At 38.7% G+C, this 25,096-nt stretch carries 27 protein-coding genes; 7 read left to right on the forward strand and 20 right to left on the reverse strand.

Translation table 11 applies throughout. The features are described from left to right. The first annotated feature begins 88 nt into the window (after positions 1-88). On the forward strand, positions 89-181 hold the full coding sequence (locus tag QS39_RS01045; protein WP_000970382.1) for a type I toxin-antitoxin system Fst family toxin: 93 nt from the start codon (positions 89-91) through the stop codon (positions 179-181). Positions 182-998: 817 nt separating this feature from the next. Here QS39_RS01045 and QS39_RS01050 read toward each other — a convergent pair. The 5 genes from QS39_RS01050 to leuS all read right to left on the reverse strand — a co-directional run bounded on the left by QS39_RS01050 (position 999) and on the right by leuS (position 6,758). After that, a complete protein-coding gene (locus QS39_RS01050) occupies positions 999-1,415 on the reverse strand; it encodes a GNAT family N-acetyltransferase (protein ID WP_077804384.1) in 417 nt (138 codons plus the stop codon). An 11-nt stretch (positions 1,416-1,426) separates the two neighbouring features. After that, positions 1,427-2,122 carry a GNAT family N-acetyltransferase gene (locus QS39_RS01055; protein ID WP_077804385.1) on the reverse strand — a complete coding sequence of 232 codons (696 nt, stop codon included), beginning with the start codon at positions 2,120-2,122 and terminating at the stop codon, positions 1,427-1,429. Positions 2,123-2,419: 297 nt separating this feature from the next. After that, positions 2,420-3,652, reverse strand: coding sequence for an acyl-CoA thioesterase/BAAT N-terminal domain-containing protein (locus QS39_RS01060; protein WP_077804386.1), 1,233 nt, complete (start codon positions 3,650-3,652; stop codon positions 2,420-2,422). Positions 3,653-3,708: 56 nt separating this feature from the next. Then, positions 3,709-4,164 carry a MarR family winged helix-turn-helix transcriptional regulator gene (locus QS39_RS01065; RefSeq protein ID WP_077804387.1) on the reverse strand — a complete coding sequence of 152 codons (456 nt, stop codon included), beginning with the start codon at positions 4,162-4,164 and terminating at the stop codon, positions 3,709-3,711. Between the two features lie 92 nt (positions 4,165-4,256). Next, entirely contained in the window at positions 4,257-6,758 is a 2,502-nt protein-coding gene (leuS, locus tag QS39_RS01070) for a leucine--tRNA ligase (protein ID WP_077804388.1), read from the reverse strand. 147 nt (positions 6,759-6,905) lie between these two features. Here leuS and QS39_RS01075 point away from each other — a divergent pair, with 147 nt between their 5' ends. From QS39_RS01075 to QS39_RS01100, 6 genes are all read left to right on the forward strand, one after another. Then, a complete protein-coding gene (locus tag QS39_RS01075) occupies positions 6,906-8,555 on the forward strand; it encodes a sensor histidine kinase (RefSeq protein WP_077804389.1) in 1,650 nt (549 codons plus the stop codon). Continuing rightward, on the forward strand, positions 8,548-9,318 hold the full coding sequence (locus QS39_RS01080) for a response regulator transcription factor (protein ID WP_077804390.1): 771 nt from the start codon (positions 8,548-8,550) through the stop codon (positions 9,316-9,318). Before QS39_RS01075 ends, QS39_RS01080 begins: the two co-directional genes overlap by 8 nt. 292 nt (positions 9,319-9,610) lie before the next feature. After that, positions 9,611-10,651 carry an ABC transporter substrate-binding protein gene (locus QS39_RS01085; RefSeq protein ID WP_077804391.1) on the forward strand — a complete coding sequence of 347 codons (1,041 nt, stop codon included), beginning with the start codon at positions 9,611-9,613 and terminating at the stop codon, positions 10,649-10,651. Positions 10,652-10,812: 161 nt separating this feature from the next. After that, positions 10,813-11,859: an ABC transporter substrate-binding protein gene (locus QS39_RS01090; protein WP_000731166.1), complete on the forward strand. Its 1,047-nt coding sequence runs from the start codon at positions 10,813-10,815 to the stop codon at positions 11,857-11,859. Between the two features lie 12 nt (positions 11,860-11,871). Next, complete coding sequence (locus tag QS39_RS01095) at positions 11,872-12,963, forward strand: ABC transporter ATP-binding protein (protein ID WP_049521551.1); 1,092 nt, start codon at positions 11,872-11,874, stop codon at positions 12,961-12,963. Beyond that, on the forward strand, positions 12,953-14,611 hold the full coding sequence (locus tag QS39_RS01100; RefSeq protein WP_077804392.1) for an ABC transporter permease: 1,659 nt from the start codon (positions 12,953-12,955) through the stop codon (positions 14,609-14,611). The genes QS39_RS01095 and QS39_RS01100 overlap by 11 nt, the downstream gene beginning before the upstream one ends. A 99-nt stretch (positions 14,612-14,710) precedes the next feature. Here QS39_RS01100 and QS39_RS01105 read toward each other — a convergent pair whose 3' ends face one another. From QS39_RS01105 to rpsE, 15 genes are all read right to left on the reverse strand, one after another. Then, positions 14,711-15,403, reverse strand: coding sequence for a histidine phosphatase family protein (locus QS39_RS01105; RefSeq protein WP_077804393.1), 693 nt, complete (start codon positions 15,401-15,403; stop codon positions 14,711-14,713). 231 nt (positions 15,404-15,634) lie between these two features. Further along, a complete protein-coding gene (locus QS39_RS01110) occupies positions 15,635-17,164 on the reverse strand; it encodes a choline-binding protein C (RefSeq protein WP_077804394.1) in 1,530 nt (509 codons plus the stop codon). A gap of 17 nt (positions 17,165-17,181) precedes the next feature. Then, positions 17,182-18,519 carry a PFL family protein gene (locus QS39_RS01115; RefSeq protein WP_077804395.1) on the reverse strand — a complete coding sequence of 446 codons (1,338 nt, stop codon included), beginning with the start codon at positions 18,517-18,519 and terminating at the stop codon, positions 17,182-17,184. A 9-nt stretch (positions 18,520-18,528) separates the two neighbouring features. Next, positions 18,529-18,795, reverse strand: a complete 267-nt coding sequence (locus tag QS39_RS01120; protein ID WP_000644126.1) for an ACT domain-containing protein — start codon at positions 18,793-18,795, stop codon at positions 18,529-18,531. A 264-nt stretch (positions 18,796-19,059) separates the two neighbouring features. After that, entirely contained in the window at positions 19,060-19,446 is a 387-nt protein-coding gene (gene rplQ / locus QS39_RS01125) for a 50S ribosomal protein L17 (RefSeq protein ID WP_000331493.1), read from the reverse strand. Positions 19,447-19,457: 11 nt separating this feature from the next. Continuing rightward, positions 19,458-20,393: a DNA-directed RNA polymerase subunit alpha gene (locus tag QS39_RS01130; protein ID WP_000568988.1), complete on the reverse strand. Its 936-nt coding sequence runs from the start codon at positions 20,391-20,393 to the stop codon at positions 19,458-19,460. A 42-nt stretch (positions 20,394-20,435) separates the two neighbouring features. Continuing rightward, positions 20,436-20,819 carry a 30S ribosomal protein S11 gene (gene rpsK, locus QS39_RS01135; protein WP_001118385.1) on the reverse strand — a complete coding sequence of 128 codons (384 nt, stop codon included), beginning with the start codon at positions 20,817-20,819 and terminating at the stop codon, positions 20,436-20,438. Between the two features lie 17 nt (positions 20,820-20,836). Further along, positions 20,837-21,202, reverse strand: coding sequence for a 30S ribosomal protein S13 (rpsM, locus tag QS39_RS01140; protein WP_000090781.1), 366 nt, complete (start codon positions 21,200-21,202; stop codon positions 20,837-20,839). Positions 21,203-21,219: 17 nt separating this feature from the next. Then, the gene (gene rpmJ / locus QS39_RS01145; protein ID WP_001808836.1) at positions 21,220-21,336 is read right to left on the reverse strand and encodes a 50S ribosomal protein L36; all 117 of its coding nucleotides are present in this window, start codon (positions 21,334-21,336) and stop codon (positions 21,220-21,222) included. A 24-nt stretch (positions 21,337-21,360) separates the two neighbouring features. After that, entirely contained in the window at positions 21,361-21,579 is a 219-nt protein-coding gene (gene infA / locus QS39_RS01150; RefSeq protein ID WP_001029883.1) for a translation initiation factor IF-1, read from the reverse strand. A gap of 116 nt (positions 21,580-21,695) precedes the next feature. Continuing rightward, positions 21,696-22,334 (reverse strand): adenylate kinase, encoded by a 639-nt coding sequence (locus tag QS39_RS01155; protein WP_001050436.1) that lies wholly within the window; start codon positions 22,332-22,334, stop codon positions 21,696-21,698. Positions 22,335-22,483: 149 nt separating this feature from the next. Beyond that, a complete protein-coding gene (gene secY, locus QS39_RS01160) occupies positions 22,484-23,794 on the reverse strand; it encodes a preprotein translocase subunit SecY (protein ID WP_000465403.1) in 1,311 nt (436 codons plus the stop codon). Positions 23,795-23,806: 12 nt separating this feature from the next. Then, positions 23,807-24,247 (reverse strand): 50S ribosomal protein L15, encoded by a 441-nt coding sequence (gene rplO, locus QS39_RS01165; RefSeq protein ID WP_000766088.1) that lies wholly within the window; start codon positions 24,245-24,247, stop codon positions 23,807-23,809. Positions 24,248-24,391: 144 nt separating this feature from the next. Further along, the gene (gene rpmD / locus QS39_RS01170; protein WP_000057241.1) at positions 24,392-24,574 is read right to left on the reverse strand and encodes a 50S ribosomal protein L30; all 183 of its coding nucleotides are present in this window, start codon (positions 24,572-24,574) and stop codon (positions 24,392-24,394) included. Positions 24,575-24,587: 13 nt separating this feature from the next. Next, positions 24,588-25,082: a 30S ribosomal protein S5 gene (gene rpsE / locus QS39_RS01175; protein WP_000874202.1), complete on the reverse strand. Its 495-nt coding sequence runs from the start codon at positions 25,080-25,082 to the stop codon at positions 24,588-24,590. Positions 25,083-25,096 lie beyond the last annotated feature (14 nt).

A 25,096-nucleotide genomic window follows, 5' to 3' on the forward strand; every position in this document is an offset into this window, starting at 1 on the left:
CGATTGGGTAACTCCCGACTTTAGCACTTATGTGGTATAATATCATACGGCACTTCTACACCGCCTGCGAAAGGAGGTGAGATAGCCCATGATGGAATTAGTACTCAAAACTATCATCGGACCAATTGTGGTCGGTGTCGTTCTTCGATTAGTCGATAAATGGCTAAACAAGGACAAATAGTGTCAAAAAAGACCTCAAGCTTATTTGGTCGTGAGCTTGGGGTCTTTTCTAGCCTATGATATAGAACTAGTACTCAATTCCTTTTTATTATCCCACAGTTCACAAATTTTGTCAAATGTTTATATTCTCGACTTTTCAAGCTTTAACCACTGTACAACAAAACGGTCAAGATTAAGAGAAAGTTAGGGATTCTATCAATTTCATAAAAATTTTGATTTCGTAAACGAAGAGACAAGCTTACATGTCACTCCTCATTTAATACGCCACTACTGGACAAGTAAAATCGTCATTACAATAGTTCCATTCCTTCAATTAACAGTCACCTACAATCAAATTAAGGTTGAATTCACTTAAATAGCAACAGACCTATTTCTTAGTCATATTCGCTAAAAAGATTCCCGCCAATTCCCCGACCAAAATCCGAAAAATATCGAAAAATGATTTTTAGAATAGTCCCAAAAAGCCTGAAATAGAGCCAAAAAACTCCACCTGATTGGGGGGAGTTAAGGGAGATTATTATGAAAAAGAAAAGTTTAGGATTTTATTAAATAAAGTTAGGAGGTCTTTATTTAATAACTATATGATACAAGACGAAGCTTAAAACTAGCTTAACTTTTCTCAGATTTTACTATTTTGCAAAAAATTTCTATTACCATCACCTCACCCCACAAAAAAGTCACCTGATTGGGTGACTTCATTAGGAGATTATGATGAAAAAAGTTTTAGGATTTCATTAAATAAAGTTAGGAGGTCTTTATTTAATGACTATATAATACTAGACCAGCCTTAAACTTTGCTTAAGAAAAAACAAGTTTTGTTATTTTTTACGATTCACCCAAGTCATACCTATACAATTATAGGTGGATAAGATTTCAAAGCCTATAGAACGATAGAATTCCAAGGTTCTTTCTGTCTGTTCTGTCACCAGCTGGACTTGATAGGCATCTTTGTAATCCTCTAAAGCCTCTTTCATCAAAGCACTGCCTATCCCTTGACGCTGATAGATTGGTAAAACAATTAAATCCTGAACCAATACTGATGAGAATCCATCTCCAACCAAACGAATCAAGCCCACTACAGCATCGCCATCAAGTGCCACATAAATCGCTAATGAATGAGACAAGGCCTGCTCCAGCATCTCTGGTTGATGGGTATAATTTGTCCAACCGACAGCCTGATAGAGATGCAAAACATCCTCTAGCTTGACAATTTCTTGCTTTTTAATAGTGATCATCTCAACACCTCTTAGAGTTCTCTCAAGCTCTTGTGCTGTCGTCCATTTTTATCAAAATTTTCAGGACTCAACCACGTTTCCAAACGAGCTTTGACTTGTGGCCAGTCCTTATCAATCATAGACAACCAATCCGTATCTCTCGTACGCCCCTTATAAATGACTGCCTGACGGAAGGTTCCTTCATAGACAAAGCCCAAACGTTCCGCAGCTCGTCTTGATGGCAGGTTAAGAGCATCGCATTTCCACTCATAGCGACGATAGTTAAGCACTTCAAAGACATAGCGAGCCAGTAGATACTGGGCTTCTGTCCCTATCCGTGTCCCCCTGAGCTCTGGAGAAAAAGTGACAGCTCCCACTTCTATGACTCGATTATTCTGATCAATTCGCATGAGAGAAAAAGTTCCCAAAGCCTTACCAGTCGCCTTGTCTATGATTGCATAGTAAAAACGGTCCTTACGAGCCAACATCTGATTTAAAAGAGTAACCAGTTCCTCTCTGTCTGCCACTGGTTCCTGAAAGAGGTAGGTCCACATCTCCCGAGGCGTATCAGGGCCATAAACAGCTAATAAATCCTCCGCATGCTTTTCTACCGAGAGAGCCTCTATTCGAGCATAACACCCTTCTAAGAAATCAATAGAAGGCAGTGCACCGGGTGTATAACCTTCCATTGACTCACCAATCATCTGACCATATTCGTTTACTGGCATAGCTTTCTCCTTACTCACTTATTGAATATAGTATAACATATCTCAATGAAAATTTTAGGAAACACTTGGTTTTCTATTCAATAATGCAAACTCCTCTTATAAAAATCATCCATCCACTTTATGGAGGAATAATCAAATATGGGAACGAGTGAGTTAATGTCCCTTATGCTTCTCTCTATTTTTTACTGTTTGTATTCAAATTTCTCTTGTTTTAGTGTTTGCTTTTGTAGACTGGACTACCAACCAGAACTGTGTTTTTATCTTAGTTAGGACTATTATAGTACGGTTCAGCACTATCTACAAATTCTTCAGATGTGTATAAAAAAAATTTATCGTAACAAGCCAAGAGTCTACACTTTCTTTCATTAATAAGCGCCAATCTTTTCGATAACGATGATTCGGTTGATAAGCAACCGTCAACATATGCCCTGTTTCATGGTATTTTTTAAACAAAATGGATTCCCCTTTATAATGTGAAATGATATCATCTATCGCGGATGATGCATTCCATATTTCATCAACATCGCTTCCTAGTAATAATAAAGGAGAGGAAATTTTACTCACATCAATCTGAGCCCTACTATCTTCAGGAATGTGTTTTCCAAAAAACTTGTTTAACAAATAATTTCCTAACTGAAATTTTTGATACGGAAGTTCTTTTTGCAAATATGTCCAAGAAGATGAATGAGAGTTGAGTTTTCCCTTTATTCCCTCAAATATTACATTTGAGGGGGAATTGAGTACCAAACATTGCACATCTTCCAAAGTACTTTGTCCAGCCAGAACAAGCTCTGCTCCTTTAGAGCGACCATATATTCCTATTTTTGTATTATCAACTTGAGGATGATGATATAGAAAATCTTTCGCTTCCTCCAGACATTCTATTGGAATTCGTTCTAAATTTTGGGGTAATCCCTCTAAACCAAAATAAGCTATTGCAAGACAAATATAGCCTCTAGAAGATAAAAGTTGGGCAATATTCTGAGCTTTTTCAATTCTTCCCTCACTACCGCTAACAATAATCACGGCTGGCGCCCTTCTTAACTTTTCATCATAAAATAATCGACCTTGAAAATGCTTGTCATAGATATCTTGATATCTTACTCCCAGATTCATATAACGCCTTACAAAACTTTGCTCCGCGACCATATCTTTCCCCAGCCTGATTTTAATTTCAACACCAAAACAATCTCGTAATGGAATTCTATCAAGAGAACTCGGTAATCTCCTTTTCCTGTTCTTCAACGGTTTCGCATTAAAGAATAATCCCATTTCTGAAACTCCTTTATAAGATCCCGAAATAGATGCTGTCTGAGAGGTATCAATCATACCGTCCTGATCAGATAAAAAAATTGCGGTTGATTTCCATATAACATCATGATCTAAAAGCAAAGGAGCATTTATACAGTAATAATCAGACAGGTACATTTCTACACAATACATTGCCCTTGGTTCTAAACCATTAATAGCAATATAAAAAGATTCATCCGCTAAATCTGTTTGTGAAATCAGTTCTATGTTTACAGTCATATCTTCTCCTTTTTGTTAATCTGCTTAACAATTATATTTGAAATTTACCGTGACTTTTACCACGGTAATTCTCCCCACACCTTTTCAATATCATCCATCAATTTCACAACTGTTTTAAGTTCCACCTCGCTATAGTTGTTTAAAACTGAAAAGATTGATTTTTCAATATATTCTTGTTGCTCCTTATGGATTTTAAAAATTTCGATGCCTTTTTCAGATAATCTCAAATATTTATTTTTCCCATTATTCGGATCAAAATCAAAAACAACTAAATTTTTTTGAATCAATCTCCTAACACTTTGAGTTATTGCACTTCTTGAAATTTCTAATAATTCAGATAATTTTACTAGATTTAAGGGCTGATTTTTCCCAATCACAACAATCAAATGTACCTCATTCAACGTAATGGATTTGTCAACACCACTTTTATGTTGATTTTTTTTTAACTGGTCAAACGCTAAAATAAATCTATTGAAACGATTATTAAATGCAATAAATTCTTTTTTATCCATAATCTCTCTTTTCTTTGTTAATCATATTAACAAAACAGAAACTTCCTGTCAAATAAAAAATCCCCCAGATTCTACTCTGAAGGATTCCTATCTTATTTTACAACGATATTAACCAATTTATTCGGTACCGCAATTACTTTCACGATGTCCTTACCGTCAATTTCTGCTTTGACTTTTTCATCAGCTAGAGCAATCTCTTGCAATTCTTCGCGTGACAAGTCTTTAGCGACCATGAGTTTGGCACGGACTTTACCTTTGATTTGGACGACGATTTCGATTTCGTCTTCAACCAATTTACTTTCGTCCCATGTTGGCCAAGCCACGTAAGAGATTGACTCACCTGTTGCTGCAACAGTTTGCCAGAGCTCTTCTGCCAAGTGAGGTGCAAATGGTGCAATCAACTGAACGAAGCCTTTGGCGTAGTCTACATAGAGCTTGTCTTCCTTGTTGGCAGCGTTGACAAAGACCATGAGTTGGGCAATAGCTGTGTTGAATTTGAGGGACTCGATTTGCTCTGTTACAGATTTGACTGTTTCGTTGTAGACCTTGTCAAGAGCGCCATTGTTTTCCGCAAGGATTTCTTTACTTGTAATCAAACGGTAAACACGGTCAAGGAACTTACGGCTTCCTTCCAGACCTTCTTCTGACCAAGCGATTGAAGCATCAAGTGGCCCCATGAACATTTCATAGACACGAAGGGTGTCGGCACCGTATTGTTCCACCACATCGTCTGGGTTAACAACGTTCTTAAGCGATTTAGACATCTTAGCTGGTGCTTGCTCCAACTCTTCCCCTGTTTCTACATGGAAGAAGGAACCGTCACGTTTTTCAACCTTGTCAGTCGCCACAAGAGCCCCACGGTGGTCACGGTAGCTGGTTCCCAAAATCATCCCTTGGTTAAAGAGTTTTTGGAATGGTTCCTTAGTTGGAACAACACCGAGGTCATAGAGGAATTTATGCCAGAAACGAGCGTAAAGCAAGTGAAGAACGGCATGCTCTGCACCACCCACATAGATATCTACTGGCAACCATTGTTTGAGAAGATCCTCGTCAGCCAATTTCTCAGTATTGTGTGGGTCAATATAGCGGAGGTAGTACCAGCTTGAACCTGCCCATTGTGGCATGGTGTTGGTTTCACGACGACCCTTGACACCATCTTCACGAGTCACTTCAAGCCAGTCTGTCAAGTTAGCTAGTGGACTTTCTCCTGTACCTGAAGGGCGAATATCCTTGGTTACTGGCAAGACAAGTGGCAATTCACTTTCAGGAACAGCTGTTGAAGTCCCATCTTCCCAATGAATGATTGGAATTGGCTCACCCCAGTAACGTTGACGGCTAAAGAGCCAGTCGCGGAGACGGTAGGTAACCTTCTCTTGTCCACAGCCTTTTTCTTCCAACCAAGCCACAATCTTGGCAATCGCGTCTTCTTTGTTGAGTCCATCTAGGAAGTCTGAATTAACGTGAAGGCCATCTTCTGTGTAGGCAGCTTCTTCAACGTTTCCACCTTCAAGTACTTCTACGATTGGAAGGTCAAATTGTTTGGCAAATTCCCAGTCACGTTGGTCGTGGGCAGGCACAGCCATGACCGCACCTGTACCATAGCTAGCAAGAACATAGTCGGCAATCCAGATTGGAATTTCCTTACCATTGGCAGGGTTGATGGCATAAGCACCAGTCCAAACACCAGTTTTTTCTTTAGCAAGGTCTGTACGAGCCAAGTCAGACTTAAGGCTAGCTTGGTGTTTATAGTCTGCTACTGCCTCTGCTTGCTCTGGACTTGTGATAGCGTCAACCAAATCATGTTCAGGAGCCAAAACAGTGAAAGTCGCACCGAAAAGGGTGTCCGGACGAGTGGTAAAGACTGTGAATTCCTTGTCTGTTCCCTTAACTTTAAAAGTTACATTAGCACCAGTTGATTTCCCAATCCAGTTGCGCTGCATGTCCTTGATAGACTCTGGCCAATCAAGTTCATCTAAGTCATTGAGCAAACGCTCTGCGTAGGCCGTGATTTTGAGCATCCATTGGCGCATTGGTTTGCGGACAACTGGATAGCCTCCACGCTCAGAAGTTCCGTCAGGAAGCACTTCTTCATTGGCAATGGCAGTTCCCAATTCCTCAACCCAGTTTACTGGCACTTCAGCTTCATAGGCCAAGCCTTTTTCGTAAAGCTTGGTGAAAATCCATTGAGTCCACTTGTAGTAGTTTGGATCTGTTGTATTGACTTCACGATCCCAGTCATAAGAAAATCCAAGCGCATTGATTTGGCGTTTGAAGTTAGCAATGTTCTCAGCTGTAAATTCTGCTGGGTCATTACCAGTATCCATAGCATATTGCTCTGCAGGCAAACCAAAGGCATCCCAACCCATTGGGTGAAGGACATTGTAGCCTTGCGCACGTTTGTAACGGCTGAGGATATCGGTTGCGGTATAACCTTCTGGGTGTCCTACGTGCAATCCAGCTCCAGACGGGTAAGGGAACATGTCAAGTGCATAAAACTTAGGTTTTGAGGCATCTGTTCCTGTCTTAAATGTATGATGTTCTGCCCAGTAGCCCTGCCACTTAGGCTCAATTTCTTTATGATTGTAAAAACTCATGGTCTCTCTCCAATTTTGTGATGTTACTATTATACCATTTTTGAGAGAATTTGGTCTCGTTCTATTCTATACTTTTCTATTTTACCTTGCTCTAGAATTTTTAAACTGCTATACTTATAACAGAAAACCCTTCCAAGGAGGTAGCGGATGTCTCATTCCTTTAAAAAATCTCTCCAAAAAGAAATTCTCCATAGAAGCTCTATCGCAGCCTTTGTGACCTCTCTTTTACTACTCATTTTACTTTTTGGTTTTTCCTATGTTTTACAAAAGCAACAACTATCCAAAGACACGAGACAGATTGTCAAACAAGTTCAAGAGATGAAAGAAGCAAATAGTGAGCTCCTGACTACCATGAACCATAAAATGATTCCTGGATTTTTGGACGGCAAACACACAGAGAGAGAAGTCTTTAGCTTATTTTACGAGACAAAAGCTAAATTAAAACTTAGTTCTGACCTCATTATCCTAAGTGATACAGGTGAATTACTATTTAGTACCAATCGAAATCACCAAGAAAGTATTTTATCTCCCTACTATCTAAAACTGCTCATTCAAAATCCTTCTCAAGATAAAGTTACAGAAAAAATTGCACTTTCTTCAGACAAGCAACACTACACACTCTTTATCAAACCACTACTTCAAAACCAACGAGTTAAGGCCTATACTATTGCTTTCGTAAATGAGAATGATTTCATCTCAAGTTTCCCAATGATAAATTCTAAATACATCATTACCGATAGCTTTGGAAATATATTTTCCAACAATACAAATCAGTTTACTCGTTCCACTCTGGAAAAATTTGATGAAAAACTCCTACACTCTCGCACCCACTGGTATGCGAACGAACCGCTTATTGTTCAAAAAGAAAAAGTCGGTGCTATTTTTTCAATCTATACTTTTCAATCCTTCTTTCCTATTCCTAGCTTACTTGGTCTAGCCTCCATTCTCACCTTATGTATATTCTTCCTCTACTTCTGGCAAGCAAGGCGAATTGCTCATAAGATTGCCACACACAATGCTGTTCCTATTGAAAGTTTGGTTTACCAACTTCAAGAAATTCCTAAACAAGCAGAAAAAAGGCTTTCTCTACAAACAGGTGATGAGTTTGAGTTTATGGCAGAAAAAATCAACAATATGTTGTACGAATTAGATCAACTTCATCAAAAAATGTTGACCATCGAAAAAGAAAAGTGGATTTTTGAAAGAAAAATGCTGGAAGCTCAGTTCAATCCTCATTTTCTCTACAATACACTTGAGACGATTAAAATCACTTCTTTAATGGATGCAGATCTCACACAAGATCTGATTCAAAACCTCACGCGCATTCTTCGCTACAGTATCACCGATTTAGAAAAAGAAACAACCATTTGTCAGGATTTAAAGATTATAGAGGATTACCTTATGATTCATAAGATTCGTTTCGAGCACTTTTCCTATGATATTGTCTGCCCAGAAACTGTTGATAATCAGCCTATTCCTAAACTTTTCTTGCTTCCTCTCGTAGAAAATGCTATAAAATATGGGATGCAATACCGTATTGATCTTCATATTGATATCCAAATTACCTTGGAAGCAGATTCTCTAACTTTTTTAGTCAAGGATAATGCTGGAGGACTCACAAAACAAGAGCGACTCGCTATTTTAGACTCTTTAGAAAGCCCTCATACCCAGCATGGCATCGTTAACAGCTACAAACGATTGAGCAATTTCTTTTCTGATGTCCAGCTAGATTTAGGAGTCAATCGCCATGGAGAAACTTGGGTCAAATTTATAACGAAAGGACTAACTCATGTTTAAGCTCATTATCGTAGAAGATGAACACCTCATTCGAAAATGGCTAGAGATTGCCGTAGACTACTCTGCCCTAGGTATCCAAGTCGTAGGAACTGCCAGTCACGGTCAAGAGGGAATGAAACTCATCCAAGAAAAAGAACCTCATATTGTCTTAACAGACATCACAATGCCAATTATGGATGCTTTTATGATGTTCGAAGCCACTCGTACTCTCTCCTATGAAAAAGTTATCTTATCAGGTTATAACGATTTTCAAAATGCAAAAAAAGCCATGCAATATGGAGCAGTTGATTTCTTATCCAAACCAATTGATACCAAGGAGTTGACAGAATGTCTTCAAAAAATTGTTTTGCGATTACGAGTTAGCACTTATCAAGAAACTCCTTTTTTAGAAGAATATCAAACTTTACTTACCTCTATCCAACAAATTGATACACAAAACCAAATCATTCAGCAAATTCTGGAATTTGTGCACCAACACTACTGCATGCACTTTACCATTTCTAGCATTGCAGAGAATCTAGGGTATAGCGAAAGTTATCTATATAAGGTTATCAAAGAAGACTTCCCAATGACGCTAAATGAATATATCTTACGCTACCGCCTCAAGCAAGCTATAGATAAAATGGCTGAATCCCCTAATTCTCCCTTAAGCGATATCTCTGAACAAGTTGGATTTTCAGACTATAAATATTTTGCAAAAGTTTTTAAAAAGTATCTCCATATTTCTCCAAAAGAATTAAAACTTATGGATAAAAATCATTGATGTAAAAGGATTGCTCAACTCTAGCAATCTTTTTATTTTGTACTTTTACCCAATAAAAATCAAAGTGCTAACTACTCAAATCATAGCTTTGAGATCACAGATAAAGTGACGTGTTTTGAAGAGGATTACCCTCGAAATCCCAGTTACAGTGTACCTATCCTTGCTCGAGACATCCATTTCCTATTTTTCGTTTTAGATTTCTTTAAGGTTTTTATTATATCCTGTAGAACTCTACAATTTGAAAACATTAATAATCTAGGTAGAGAAAATGTTCGTAAAAAAGGAGATACTTATGAAAAAAATACTATTCTTTCTCTCTTGTAGCTGGATATTCCTTTCTTTATCAGGATGTTCTTCAACTATAGAAGCGGAAACTAGCACTGAAAAAGATTCAGATAGCACTTTGGTTGTCTACTCGCCTAACCCTGAAGACCTTATCGAAGAAACAGTCCCAGCCTTCGAAGAAAAATATGGTATTAAGGTTGACTTAGTACAAGCCAGCACTGGTGAATTGTTCAAAAAAGCTGAGGCCGAAAAAGAATCCCCTGTAGCCGATGTCATTTTCGGAGGCTCCTACGCTCTCTTCTCTACTAACGAAAAACTTTTTGAACCTTATATTTCCCAAGAGAACGACCAGATAATCCCTGAATATCAAAATAAAACAGGATTCTACACGCCTTATACACTTGATGTCAGTGTCATTATTGCCAATTCAGCCCTTACAAAAGATATAAAAATTGAAGGCTACAATGATCTACTCAATCCTAAATTAAAAGGAAAAATCACTACTGCTGATCCAAGTAACGCATCTAGCGCTTTTGCACAATTAACAAACATGCTTGTCGATCAAGGGGGATACGAAAATGAACAAGCTTGGACCTATGTGAAAAATCTATTTACCCTAGTAGATGGAAAGATTGCATCTAGTTCTTCAAATGTTTACAAAGCTGTCGCCGATGGAGAAATGGCTGTAGGACTCACCTATGAAGATCCTGCCTTAAAACTTTTAAACGACGGAGTTGATGTAAAAGTCATTTATCCAAAAGAAGGAACCGTCTTTTTACCTGGTAACGCAGCTATCGTCAAAAACGCCAAACACATGGACAACGCTAAGAAATTTATCGATTTCCTCCTTTCTCAAGAAATCCAAGATAAGCTAGGAACTGAAACAACAATCAGACCCATTCGTAAAAATGCTAGAACCAATAAAAATATGAAGGCTATGACAGAAATCAATATTGCCACTGAAGATTCCGATTATGTCATTAAAAACAAATCTGCCATTCTTAAAAAGTACAATGACATTTTTACAGATATCCAATCTAAAAAATAAAATTTGACTTTCCAATGATTAACTGTCAAACCCTGCTATAAAATCAAAAAGATTACTTCCGTGTTGTAGAGAATTTTACTCTAATAGAATAGAATTATCGGTTTTAAGAACGCTTACATTATTTTAAAATAAACTTAAATAACACAACGGAGGTATCCATCATGAAAAAGAAATGGATGTATTATGCTGCTTGCGGACTAGCTCTTTTTGGTCTTGCTGCTTGTTCTTCTAATGAATCTGCCGATGGCGGTTCATCTGATAAAGGAGACGGCGGTTCGCTAGTCGTTTATTCACCAAACTCAGAGGGCTTAATCGGAGCAACTATTCCTGCCTTTGAAGAGAAATATGGTATCAAAGTAGAACTGATTCAAGCTGGTACTGGAGAACTTTTCAAAAAACTAGAGTCAGAAAAAGAAGCTCCTGTAGCCGATGTCATCTTTGGTGGTTCTTATACACAATATGCTACCCACGGAGAACTCTTTGAAAACTATACTTCAAAAGAAAATGATAATGTTATCAAAGAATATCAAAACACAACTGGCTACTCTACACCTTATACACTAGATGGTAGTGTTTTAATCGTCAATCCTGATTTAACGAAAGGCATGAACATCGAAGGATATAGCGACCTTCTCAAACCTGAACTAAAAGGAAAAATCGCAACTGCTGACCCAGCAAACTCTTCTAGCGCCTTTGCTCAATTAACAAATATGCTACAAGCTCAAGGTGGTTACAAAGACGATAAAGCTTGGTCTTATGTAAAAGATCTCTTCACACTTATTGATGGTAAAATCGGTTCAAGCTCATCTGGTGTCTATAAAGCAGTCGCTGACGGAGAAATGGCTGTTGGTCTCTCTTATGAAGATCCAGCAGTTAAACTCTTAAATGACGGAGCTAATATCAAGGTAGTCTATCCAAAAGAAGGAACCGTCTTCCTACCTGCTAGTGCTGCTATCGTTAAAAAAGCGAAAAATATGGAAAATGCCAAGAAATTTATCGATTTTATTATCTCTCAAGAAGTACAAGATACACTTGGTACAACCACTACTAACCGTCCTGTTCGTAAAAATGCCAAAACAAGCGAAAACATGAAACCAATTGACAAAATCAAAACACTCACTGAAGATTATGATTATGTCATCAAGAATAAATCAGATATCGTTAAGAAATACAACGAAGTCTTTACAGATATCCAATCTAAACAGTAAAAGAGGTTCACTATGAGTGAGATCAAAATTATTAACGCCAAAAAAATCTACCACGATGTCCCTGTTATTGAGAATTTGAACATTACAATTCCAAAAGGAAGTCTCTTTACCCTTCTTGGGCCTTCAGGTTGTGGGAAAACGACTCTTCTTCGTATGATTGCAGGTTTCAACAGTATCGAAGGCGGAGAATTTTACTTTGATGATACAAAAATCAATAATATGGAACCCAGCAAACGCAATATCGGCATGGTTTTCCAAAACTACGCTATTTTCCCACATTTGACTGTTCGAGATAATGTTGCTTTTGGTCTCAAGCAAAAGAAAGTTCCAAAAGAAGAATTGGTCCAACAGACCAACAAGTATCTTGAACTCATGCAAATTGCTCAATATGCGGATCGAAAGCCCGATAAACTTAGTGGTGGACAACAACAACGTGTCGCCTTGGCACGCGCCTTAGCTGTTAATCCAAGTGTTCTCCTCATGGACGAGCCACTCAGTAACCTAGATGCCAAACTTCGCTTGGATATGCGTCAAGCCATTCGAGAAATCCAACACGAAGTGGGAATTACAACCGTTTATGTGACCCACGACCAAGAAGAAGCTATGGCTATTTCAGACCAAATTGCTGTTATGAAAGATGGGGTCATTCAACAAATCGGTCGACCAAAAGAACTCTATCATAAACCAGCTAATGAGTTTGTAGCAACCTTTATCGGACGCACAAATATTATCCCTGCCACTCTTGAAAAACGGAGCGATGGCGCTTATATCGTCTTTTCAGATGGCTATGCCCTTCGAATGCCAGCTCTTGATCAGGCTGAAGCACAAGCTATTCATGTAAGTATTCGTCCTGAAGAGTTTATCAAAGATGAATCTGGAGATATTGAAGGAACTATTAGCGATAGCGTCTATCTTGGACTAAATACGGAGTATTTCATTGAGACAGGTTTTGCCTCAAAAATTCAAGTTAGCGAAGAATCAACTTTTGAAGAAGATCTACAAAAAGGCGATCGTATTCGTCTACGAATCAATACTCAAAAATTAAACGTCTTTTCTGCAGATGGTTCCCAAAACCTGATAAAAGGAGTCAACCATGGAACGTAAAAAACTAAATATTTGGACAGCCTCCTCTTTCTTCATCTTTCTTACCTATCTTGTCTTTCTCGTTTATCCTATCGTTACCGTGCTCAAGCAAGCACTCATACATGAAGGACAATTCTCACTAGCTAATTTTGTCACTTTCTTTAGTAAAGCCTACTACTCTGAGACACTTGTCAACAGTTTCAAGGTTTCCATTACCGCTACTGTCACTTCCTTAGTCGTAGGAACCTTATTAGCTTATCTCTTTTCCATGTATGACTTCAAGGGAAAGAAATTTTTACAAATATTGATTATCATTGCTTCTATGTCAGCTCCGTTCGTGGGAGCCTACTCCTGGATTCTCTTGCTGGGACGAAATGGGGTCATCACAAAATTCATGACAAATGCTCTTCATCTTCCAGCTATTGATATTTATGGATTCAAAGGAATTGTACTTGTCTTTACACTGCAACTATTCCCACTGGTATTTCTATACGTTGCTGGGACAATGAAAAGTATTGACAATTCTCTACTTGAAGCAGCTGAAAGTATGGGGTCCTTCGGATTTAAGCGTATCGTAACGGTTGTTTTACCTCTCCTAGTTCCAACCTTACTAGCTGCTGCCCTACTTGTATTTATGAGAGCATTCTCAGACTTTGGAACGCCTATGTTGATTGGTGAAGGATATCGGACTTTCCCCGTCTTGATTTATACCCAATTCATTAGCGAGGTTGGAGGAAATTCTGCTTTTGCATCTGCTTTAGCAATTATGGCGATTATCATTGCCTTGGCAATCTTCCTTATCCAAAAATACATTTCAAACCGCTACAGTTTCAGCATGAATTCGCTCCATCCAATTGAGCCTAAAAAAACTACAAAAGGAAAAATGGTTGCCATTTATGCAACAGTCTACGGAATTATCTTGTTCTCTGTTCTACCTCAAGTCTACTTGATTTATACTTCTTTCCTAAAAACATCAGGTATGGTATTTGTCAAAGGCTATTCTCTAAACAGTTACAAGGTAGCTTTCAATCGTATGGGATCTGCTATTTTCAATACCATTCGTATCCCTTTGATTGCCTTAGTTCTAGTTGTCCTATTCGCAACATTTATCTCCTACCTAGCCGTTAGAAAACGGAATTTGTTTACAAACTTGATTGACAGCCTCAGTATGGTCCCTTATATTGTACCAGGAACCGTTCTAGGGATTGCCTTCATTTCTTCCTTCAATACCGGTCTATTTGGAAGTGGATTTCTTATGATTACAGGGACAGCTTTCATCTTAATTATGTCCCTATCTGTCAGAAGATTGCCGTATACTATTCGCTCATCTGTTGCTAGCTTGCAACAAATAGCACCAAGTATTGAAGAAGCTGCTGAAAGCTTAGGAAGTAGCCGTCTCAATACCTTTGCCAAGATTACAACTCCAATGATGCTATCTGGTATTATTTCTGGAGCCATCCTATCTTGGGTCACAATGATTTCAGAACTCTCTACTTCTATCCTCCTCTACAATGTCAAAACAAGAACAATGACTGTAGCCATTTATACAGAGGTTCTCAGAGGAAATTACGGTGTTGCGGCAGCCTTGTCAACTATCCTAACTGTTCTAACAGTAGGTTCCTTGCTCTTGTTTATGAAAATATCTAAAAGCAATAGCATTACACTTTAGTTTTCCCCATCAAAAACAGCCGAAAGAATTCTCGGCTGTTTTTTCTTATCTTGATATTCTTATCAAATTCCTAGCTCATGGCAAGCAAGTCTAGACTGATTAAATAGAGACTTCCTCCATCTTCTCACGTCCTAGTTCTCGGTAACTACGATCGCCGACGACTTCAACGCTAAACTGGCCGTCCTCATATTCAAGGATTGTCACGCTACCATTATCGAGACCATGCGGATGCATACCATTAATCAGATAAACAATGGTTCCAATGGTCATTCCATGGCTGACAACGAGAGCGTTGCCCCCACCTTGTTCTTCCATTTCTTTGGCAATCGCTTCAAAACCTTCTTTGATGCGGCCACTGAGTTTTTCCCATCCTTCAGCCCAACCAGCTGTATCGACCTCTACCAAACCCTCAGCCAGTTCAGCATAAGACAATTGGTGAACGTGGTCCACATTAAAGATACGAGGAATAATACCCATGAAAAGATCACCGTCGTAGGCTCCGTCAAAGCTACCAAAACACCATTCTCTGATACGCTTGTCCATGCGATAAGGGATTTTTCCCTGCAAGCCAAGTTCATCAAGGATAATTCCCATTGTCTGAATGGTGCGACCAGAATCACTCGAATAAGCACGCTCAAACTGTAGACCAGATTCGCACAAACCGATCCCTAATTCTTGAATCCCTCGTTCACCTTCAGTTGTTAAAGGAGTATCGCTCCAACCTTGCGCGCGACCAATCGTGTTAAACATGGTCTTACCATGACGTACCAAATACAATCGTACTTTTACCATTTTCCGTCCTCCGTTTGTTTCTATTATATCATGGATGATAAAACAAAAGCCACCCATACAGGCGACTTTTGCAGGAGATTATTATGAAAAAGTTTAGGAGTTCATTAAATAAAGATATTAGATGAAAATCAAATTCAAACTAAATCAGTGTTATCTGTTTCAAATAATATTAGGAGGTCTTTATTTAATGACTATAGTATACACACCTAACCTTAAATAGAACTTAAAAAATTATACCCATTCACCTTTTTCATTTACTTTATAGCCGTTAATGGTCATATTTTTTGCCAATTTCCCATCAGCTAACAAGTAATACCACTTATCCCCATCCTTAATCCATTGGTTACGAGCGTACTTACCATCTTGGTTCAGATAATACCAACTATCATACTGAGAATCAAATACCCACTCACTCTTAACCATGTAACCGCCACGTTTTAGGTAGTATTCGCCCTGCCAAGCTTTCTCCACATAACTACCAGTTGAATCTACATAAAACCAGCTCTTATAATCTTCATCATAAATCCATTCGCTTGCAGCCATTGAAGCATCTGCTTTTAGATAATAACGGCCTACCCAACGATTTCTTACAAGATTGCCAGAGAGGTCATTGTAGTACCATTTCCCAGACTCTTTAAACCACTTACTTGCTTGATGATCTTTCTTAGTCTCTCCATTAGAGGTAACGGTAGATTGAGTTGAAGTTGAAACTGAGGATGAAGTTCCAGTAGAAACTGCTTGAATAGCCTCTTCTTTTGTCACCTTAGGCTTAGCTTTGCCTTGGTAAACATCTTCGATACGCTTAGTAAAGACAGATAACTCTTCAGGGGATAGCATTCGACTATTTTTGTAATTACCATCCTCATGTATATCCGCTTCTGTTTTGATCTTTTTAACAGCTTCTTCTACTATGTCATCAATCTTACTAAACATAGAAACTTTATCTGCTTTCGAAAGTGAATCATCATTACTAATGGCCGTCTTCTCCATAAAGGCAACAGCATTAATTTCTCGGATATTCTTTTCTTTAGGTACTGTAGAAATCGGATAATGACTGTTAGATAAAAATAGAGAAACTTTCTTAATATAAGTGTTTATATCATCTTTATTATTATCTAATGATAAATACTTATCACTATCAACATTGAAACCAGATTGATGAAAACCAGGTGCATAGTAGCTTGAAACGCTAGCTAACATTTCTTTTTTCTCTAATTCTGTATAATGCAAATCATTATTTACTTGAGAAATTACAAGATTCATTTTCTTTAATATAGCAAGTTTAGCAACACCATACTTTATTCTATAATCAAAAAAATTACCTTTTTCTCCATCACCATTAATGTAGCTTAATTGCGATTTTTTAAAATCTGATAAAATCTTTGATAACTCTTTCAAAGGCGTATTAATTTCTAAACTATACTTTCTTATGTTCTCTAACTGTCCCACGGAATCTTTTAACATATTATCAAGTTCTTCTACCAATTTATCTCTGATAGAGCTTACATCGCTTTTGGAAATAAAAACTTTATCCCATTCTCCTTTGTCAATCTGTTCAAAGAGACGATGTTTTACTTTCTCTTTAAAATTTTGTAAATCATTTTTCGTTTCCTCAATCATTTTATTAATCTCTTCTGGACTCACACTAGTGGTAGTTTCATGGCTTTCTTCCTGTGCATAAACTACTTGACTAGCAAAAGTTGGGACTAGTAAAGTCGACAGTCCTAAAGCTACTAAAGCATGTTTCATTTCTTTTTTCATCATTTTCTCCTAATCTCTTAATTTTTAAAACTATGAATTGGTGCTGGGATTTGTCCTCCACGAGAGATGAAATCAACAGACGAAGCTCCATTGACTTTCATAACAGGTGCAGTTCCTAATAGGCCTCCAAACTCAATCATATCGCCTTCTTTTCCTTTTGGAATGATACGAACAGCTGTTGTTTTCATGTTAATGACACCAATTGCAGCTTCATCTGCAATCATAGCCGCAATGGTTTCAGCAGGTGTATCTTCTGGGATGGCAATCATATCTAAACCAACGGAACAGATAGCCGTCATAGCTTCTAGTTTTTCCAAATTAAGAGAGCCATTTTGCACTGCAGCAATCATCCCCTCATCCTCTGAAACAGGGATAAAGGCACCAGACAAACCACCAACTTGATTGCAGGCCATCACTCCGCCCTTCTTAACTTGGTCGTTCAAGAGAGCCAAGGCAGCCGTCGTTCCATGCGTTCCAACTGTTTCTAGTCCCATTTCTTCAAGGACACGTGCAACAGAATCTCCAACCGCAGGAGTTGGCGCCAAACTCAAGTCTACAATACCAAACTCCACACCCAGTCTCTCACTGGCCATTTGACCAACTAATTGACCGATACGAGTGATTTTAAAGGCAGTTTTCTTAACTGTTTCGGCTACTACATCAAAGCTCTGTCCACGAACTTTTTCCAAGGCACGTTTTACCACACCAGGACCGGAAACTCCGACATTTATGATAACATCTGCCTCCCCAACACCATGGAAGGCACCCGCCATAAATGGATTGTCCTCAACAGCATTAGCGAATACAACCAACTTGGCCGCTCCCATATCTGATAGATTAGCCGTTTCCTTGATAATACGTCCCATATCAGCGACAGCCGTCATATTGATACCAGACTTGGTTGAGCCGATATTGACTGACGAGCAGACCTTGTCCGTTTCAGCCAAAGCACGAGGAATAGTATTGATGAGAATCTCATCTCCCTTTTGGTACCCCTTTTGTACCAAGGCAGAGAAACCACCAATAAAATCCACACCGATTTCTTTCGCAGCCTTATCAAGCGCTTTTGCCAGAACCACGTAGTCCGTCGCATCTGTCGCTGCTCCAATTAGAGAAATAGGTGTCACCGATACACGCTTATTAACGATAGGAATTCCCAACTCAGCAGCAATTTCGTCACCAACAGCCACTAAATTAGCTGCCTTGGTCGTAATCTTTTGATAAATTTTCTCCGCAGCACGATTGATATCCGGATCGACACAGTCCAAAAGGGAAATCCCCATGGTAATAGTTCTGATATCGAAGTTTTGCTCCTCAATCATGGAGATGGTTTCAGTAACTTGTCTAATATCCATGATAACCTCCTAGATATTATACATAGCTTCGAAAATCGCTGCACTCTGAATATTGATTTTCACATTCAAAGTTTGCCCAAAAGTTTCAAACTCATTTCGCAGATAAGTAAAATCCTGCTTTTCATCACTAGAGACGACAGCCATCATCGTGAAATATTCATCCAAGACAGTTTGAGAGATATCATCAATATTCAAACCCAATTCTGCAATTTTACCAGAAACACCTGCAACAATTCCAGATTTATCTTTACCAACAACAGTTATAATCGCTTTCATAAGCAAACTCCAATTCTTCTTAAAATAAGAAACCTGAACATTAAACAGGATTCTTTTCAAATAGTATAGCATAATTCCAACTAAAATACTCAAAAACGCCTGCTTACGAAGTTGTTCTTAAGAAAAAAACAATTTCGTAAACAAGCGTCTACTATCCCAACTTATGATGAGTGTTCCCGCTAGGACCGAAATCCTAGCGGTAGACCAGAGCTAGACTAAGAGCACAAGACTCCATCATCATAACACTCAACAAAATTGATGATTTTATACTAATTCGATGATCGCCATTGGCGCTGCATCACCACGACGTGGTTCAGTTTTAAGGATACGAGTGTATCCACCGTTACGTTCAGCATAACGAGGTGCGATTTCTGAGAACAATTTTTGAAGTGCTGTAGTAGAAGTGTACTTGTCAGTTGCTTCATCATAGTTTTCAGATGCGATTTCATTACGTACGAAAGCAGCTGCTTGACGACGTGCATGCAAATCACCACGTTTACCTAGAGTAATCATTTTTTCAACAGTTTTACGGATTTCTTTAGCACGAGCTTCAGTTGTCACGATTGATTCGTTGATCAAAAGGTCAGTTGTCAAATCGCGAAGCATTGCTTTACGTTGTGAGCTAGTGCGTCCTAGTTTACGGTAAGCCATTTATTCCTCCTTTATTTATCTTTTAATCCAAGACCCAAATCAATGAGTTTGAGTTTCACTTCTTCCAAACTCTTGCGTCCAAGATTTCGTACTTTCATCATCTCTGCTTCAGATTTTTCTGTCAAATCATGCACAGTATTGATACCGGCACGTTTCAAACAGTTGTATGAACGCACAGACAAGTCCAGTTCCTCAATCGTACGATCCAAAATACGATCGTCAGATTCAGTGTCAGCTTCTTTCATCACTTCAGTTGACTTAGCAATCTCAGTAAGATTTGTAAACAAATCAAGATGTTCTGTCAAAATACGTGCTGAAAGCCCTAAAGCATCTTCTGGAATAATTGTTCCATTTGTCAAGATTTCAAGGGTTAATTTGTCAAATCCATCATTGCTACCTACACGAGCAGGTTCCACTTGATAGTTGACTTTTGTAACTGGTGTATAAATAGAATCTACAGCAAGTGTTCCAACTGGTGCATTATCCTTTTTATTTTCATCAGCAGGTACATATCCACGACCACTGTTAACAGTCATAGTCGCTTTTAAAGAAGAACCTTCACCGATTGTAAAGAGATAATGATCTGGATTTACAATTTCAATATCGCTATCTGTCAAAATGTCACCAGCTGTTACTTCAGCAGGACCTTCAACATCCAGTTCGATGATTTTTTCGTCTTCAACGTACGATTTCACTGCAATTCCTTTAATGTTCAGAATGATTTGCATCACGTCTTCACGAACACCTGGAACTGTGTCAAACTCATGTAACACACCATCAATATTGATAGATGTCACAGCTGCTCCTGGTAGAGAAGCTAGAAGTACACGACGAAGAGAGTTACCAAGAGTTGTACCGTAGCCACGTTCAAGTGGTTCGATTACAAACTTGCCATAATCTTTATTTTCATCAATTTTTGTTATATTTGGTTTTTCAAACTCGATCATTTAGTTACTCCCTCTTAAACGAAAAGCAGTGTAATGCGATGATTATACACGGCGACGTTTTGGAGGACGAGCACCATTGTGTGGCACTGGAGTCACATCACGAATTGCTGTTACTTCAAGACCAGCGGCAGCAAGCGCACGAATAGCTGACTCACGACCAGAACCTGGACCTTTTACAGTAACTTCAACTGATTTAAGACCGTGTTCTTGTGCAGATTTAGCAGCAGCTTCAGAAGCCATTTGAGCAGCGAATGGTGTAGATTTACGAGAACCTTTGAAACCAAGAGCACCAGCTGATGACCAAGCAATTGCATTACCATGCACATCAGTAATCATAACAATAGTGTTATTAAATGTAGCGTGAATATGAGCAATACCAGATTCGATATTCTTTTTCACACGACGTTTACGTGTTGGTTTAGCCAAGACTTTTACCTCCTATATTATTTTTTCTTACCAGCAATCGCAACAGCTTTACCTTTACGAGTGCGAGCGTTGTTTTTAGTGTTTTGTCCACGGACAGGAAGTCCACGACGGTGACGGATACCACGGTATGAACCGATTTCCATCAAACGTTTGATGTTCAAGTTTACTTCACGACGAAGGTCACCTTCAACTTTGATTGCATCCACTTCACGACGGATAGCATCTTCTTGATCTGATGTAAGATCACGTACACGAACATCTTCTGAGATTCCAGCAGCAGCCAAAATTTTCTTAGATGTTGCAAGTCCGATACCATAAACATAAGTCAATGAGATTACTACGCGTTTGTCATTTGGAATGTCAACTCCAGCAATACGAGCCATGTTTTCTCCTTTCTATCTTATCCTTGACGTTGTTTGTGTTTTGGATTTGCTGGGCAAATTACCATAACACGACCATTACGACGAATAACTTTACAGTATTCGCAAATTGGTTTGACCGATGGTCTTACTTTCATTTCTTATCCCTCCAAGTTTTTCGATTATTTAAAGCGGTAAGTGATACGTCCACGTGTCAAGTCATATGGACTCATTTCGACAGTAACACGATCTCCCGCTAAAATACGAATATAGTTTTTACGAATTTTACCAGAAACTGTTGCTAAAATCTGATGTCCATTTTCAAGTTCAACCGTAAACATTGCATTCGGCATTGTATCAACTACTTTGCCTTCAACTTCAATCACATCGTCTTTTGCCACGCAAAAGCACCTCCATAAATTTCGATTCGATGCCTCTAGACACAGAGACAACAATTATAAGTCAGACTATCTTAGTATAACATTTGTAGCGGATTTTTGCAAGTGTGAAAAACGCTTTATTTCAAATTTGTCAATACTTTTTCGATATCTGAGAAGACATCATTGATATCTTGATTACCTTCGATGTCATGAACCAAACCTTTGGCACGGTAGTGAGCAATGATTGGTTCTCCTTGAGCAATATTCACATCCAAACGACGTTTTACTGTCTCAGGCTTATCATCTTCACGTTGGTAGTAATCTTCTTCTTTATAGTCAACTGGTGGGTTAAAGACCTTGTGGAAAGTTTCTCCAGTTACGCGGTGGATGATACGACCACTCAAACGTTCCAAGAGGCTATCTGGATTCACTTCAATGTTGATGACACCTTCTAGTTCAATGCCAAGTTCAGCCAATGTTTTGTCCAAGGCATGAGCTTGTTCAATTGTTCGTGGGTAACCATCCAATAAGAATCCTGTTTCTTTAATATCATCTTGTGAAAGACGTTCTTTTACGATTCCATTTGTAACTTCATCAGGAACTAATTCACCCTTGTCAATGTATGACTTAGCAAGAACACCCATTTCAGTTTGATTTGCCATTGCAGCGCGGAACATATCACCTGTTGAGATATGTGCAACATGGAATTGTTCTACGATTTTTGCTGCTTGAGTTCCCTTACCTGCACCAGGTAAGCCCATAATCAAAAGATTCATGATTTGATCTCCTTATTTTATTTTTAAATAGAAGCAAAAAGTCTTTTCACCCCTATTTAAAAACAAAATAGAAGAGGGGAGACCAAACTCTCACTAATGTTAGAGTTAAACCTCCACTCCCTCAGCATTTACTGACTCAGTAAATGCTTTTATTCTGTTCTGTCCATGAAACCAACATACTTACGTTTCAATAGGTAACCTTCCAATTGTTTGATTCCTTCAATACCTGTAGAGATAATGATCAAAAGACTGGTTCCTCCAAAAGCAACTGCCTCTGAAAGTCCGAAAACATCTTTTGCTACGATCGGTAAAATAGAAATCACACCTAGGAAGAGAGAACCAACAGTTGCAAGACGACGAAGAAGTTTAGACATATATTCTTCTGTACCTTTACCAGGACGAACTCCGTGGATATAAGCACCGCTCTTTTGTAAGTTTTCTGCCGCTTTTTCAGGATTAATCTGTACAAACGTATAGAAGAATGTAAAGAGAATAATCAACAAAGCATACATGGCAATACCAGTTGGTGAAGTTGTTGCCAGCATTTCTTGTGCTGTTCTTACCCAAGCCCAATCATGACCTGTGGCGCTCAAAAACTGAAGAATAGCCGCAGGCGCTGCAGTAATCGAACTTGCAAAGATAACAGGGATAACTCCAGCAGGGTTTACCTTCAAAGGAAGGTAAGAGCTAGATGGAGCACCTTGTGCAACCTTAGTATATTGGATTGGAATTTTGTATTCTGCTTGTTGAACATAAGTTGTAAAATAAATAATCAACAATACAGTAATAATCAAAATGATTACGAAAATGATAGATGAGTTGATACGGCTACTTGGGACGTTCACAAAGTAGTCCACATAGATGCCCTGAATCATCTCTGGAATTGAGGCAACAATCCCGGCAAAGATAATCATAGAAACACCATTTCCGTATCCCTTATCTGTAATTTGCTCTCCCAACCAAGTCACAATCATACTACCAGCTGTTAAGATGATACCAATCATGATAAAGACTTGTGGAGTAAGAGCTGTTTTCAACAATTGAGCTCCAGCCAAAGTATTAAAACCAGCTGTAATCCCGATAGATTGCACAAAGGCTAGAACAAGAGCAATATAACGAGTAGCTTGATTTAATTTTCTTCGACCTACTTCCCCTTGTTTACCCCACTCTACAAATTTGGGTAAAATATCCATTTGCAAGAGTTGGACAACGATAGAGGCCGTAATGTAGGGACTAACACCAAGAGCAAAAACTGAGAAGTTTTTCATGGCATTCCCTGAGACCAAGCTCAACATGTTTAAGAAGGATAATCCACTTAAAGCATTCAAGCTATTGGCATTCACACCAGGAACTGTAATGCTAGTTCCGATACGAAAGACCAAAACGATAAAAATTGTGAATAAAATTTTTGATCGAACTTGCTTGACTTTAAGAGCTTCTCTTAATAATTTAAAAAACATAGGTCACCTCTCTTAGATGACTTCTACTGAACCACCTTTAGCAGTGATAGCTTCTTCAGCTGATTTAGAGAATTTAGCTGCTTTCACAGTCAATTTCTTAGTCAACTCACCGTTACCAAGAACTTTAATACCTGATTTTTCAGCTTTAACAATTCCTGCTTCGATAAGAACAACTGGAGTAACTTCAGCACCATCTTCAAAGACGTTCAATTGGTCAAGGTTCACAATTGCGTATTCTTTAGCGTTGATGTTAGTAAATCCACGTTTTGGAAGACGACGGAACAATGGAGTTTGTCCACCTTCAAAACCAAGGCGAACTCCGCCACCGCTACGAGCTTTTTGACCTTTTTGACCACGACCAGATGTTTTACCGTTACCTGATGAAGTACCACGACCAACGCGGTTACGTACTTTACGAGAACCTTCTGCAGGTTTCAATTCATGAAGTTTCATTTTTATTTTCTCCTCTTTTGTAAAATGCTAGCGCCGATAAGGGAGAAAAGGTTGTCTCCCCCATCAACTCGCCTATACGACGTCATCATAGATGACTATATCTAGTTTTAGGGGATGGTATAGTGCACATCCCCTAAAAATTCATTAGTTTACTTCTTCAACTGTTACCAAGTGAGATACTGCTGTGATCATACCACGGATAGCAGCGTTATCTTCTTTAATAACAGAGCTGTTCAATTTGCCAAGTCCAAGTGCTACAACAGTTTTACGTTGTGATGGAATGCGTCCGATTGGAGACTTAGTCAAAGTAATTTTAATTTGAGCCATTTTATCCCCTTTCTTATGCCAAATCAGAAACTGAAATACCACGAAGGGCAGCAACTTCTTCAGCGCGTTTCAATTGTTTCAAACCTTCAACAGTTGCACGAACAATGTTGATTGGAGTGTTAGAACCAAGTGATTTAGATGTAATATCTGCCACACCTGCCAATTCCACAACGGCACGAACTGCACCACCAGCGGCAACTCCAGAACCTTCTACAGCAGGTTTCAACAATACTTTAGCTCCACCGAATTCTGAAAGAACTTCGTGTGGAATTGTTGTTCCAACCATAGGAACTTCGATCAAGTTTTTCTTAGCATCATCTACTGCTTTACGGATTGCTTCTGGAACTTCTTGAGCTTTACCAGTACCAAATCCTACGCGACCGTTGTGGTCACCAACAACAACAAGAGCTGCGAAACGAAGACGACGTCCACCTTTAACAACTTTTGTAACACGGTTGACAGCAACTACGCGTTCTTCTAATTCAACTGCATTGTCTTTAAATGCCATTTTCTAGTGTCCTC

Source organism: Streptococcus mitis (assembly GCF_002005545.1).
Classification (GTDB): Bacteria; Bacillota; Bacilli; order Lactobacillales; family Streptococcaceae; genus Streptococcus; species Streptococcus mitis_I.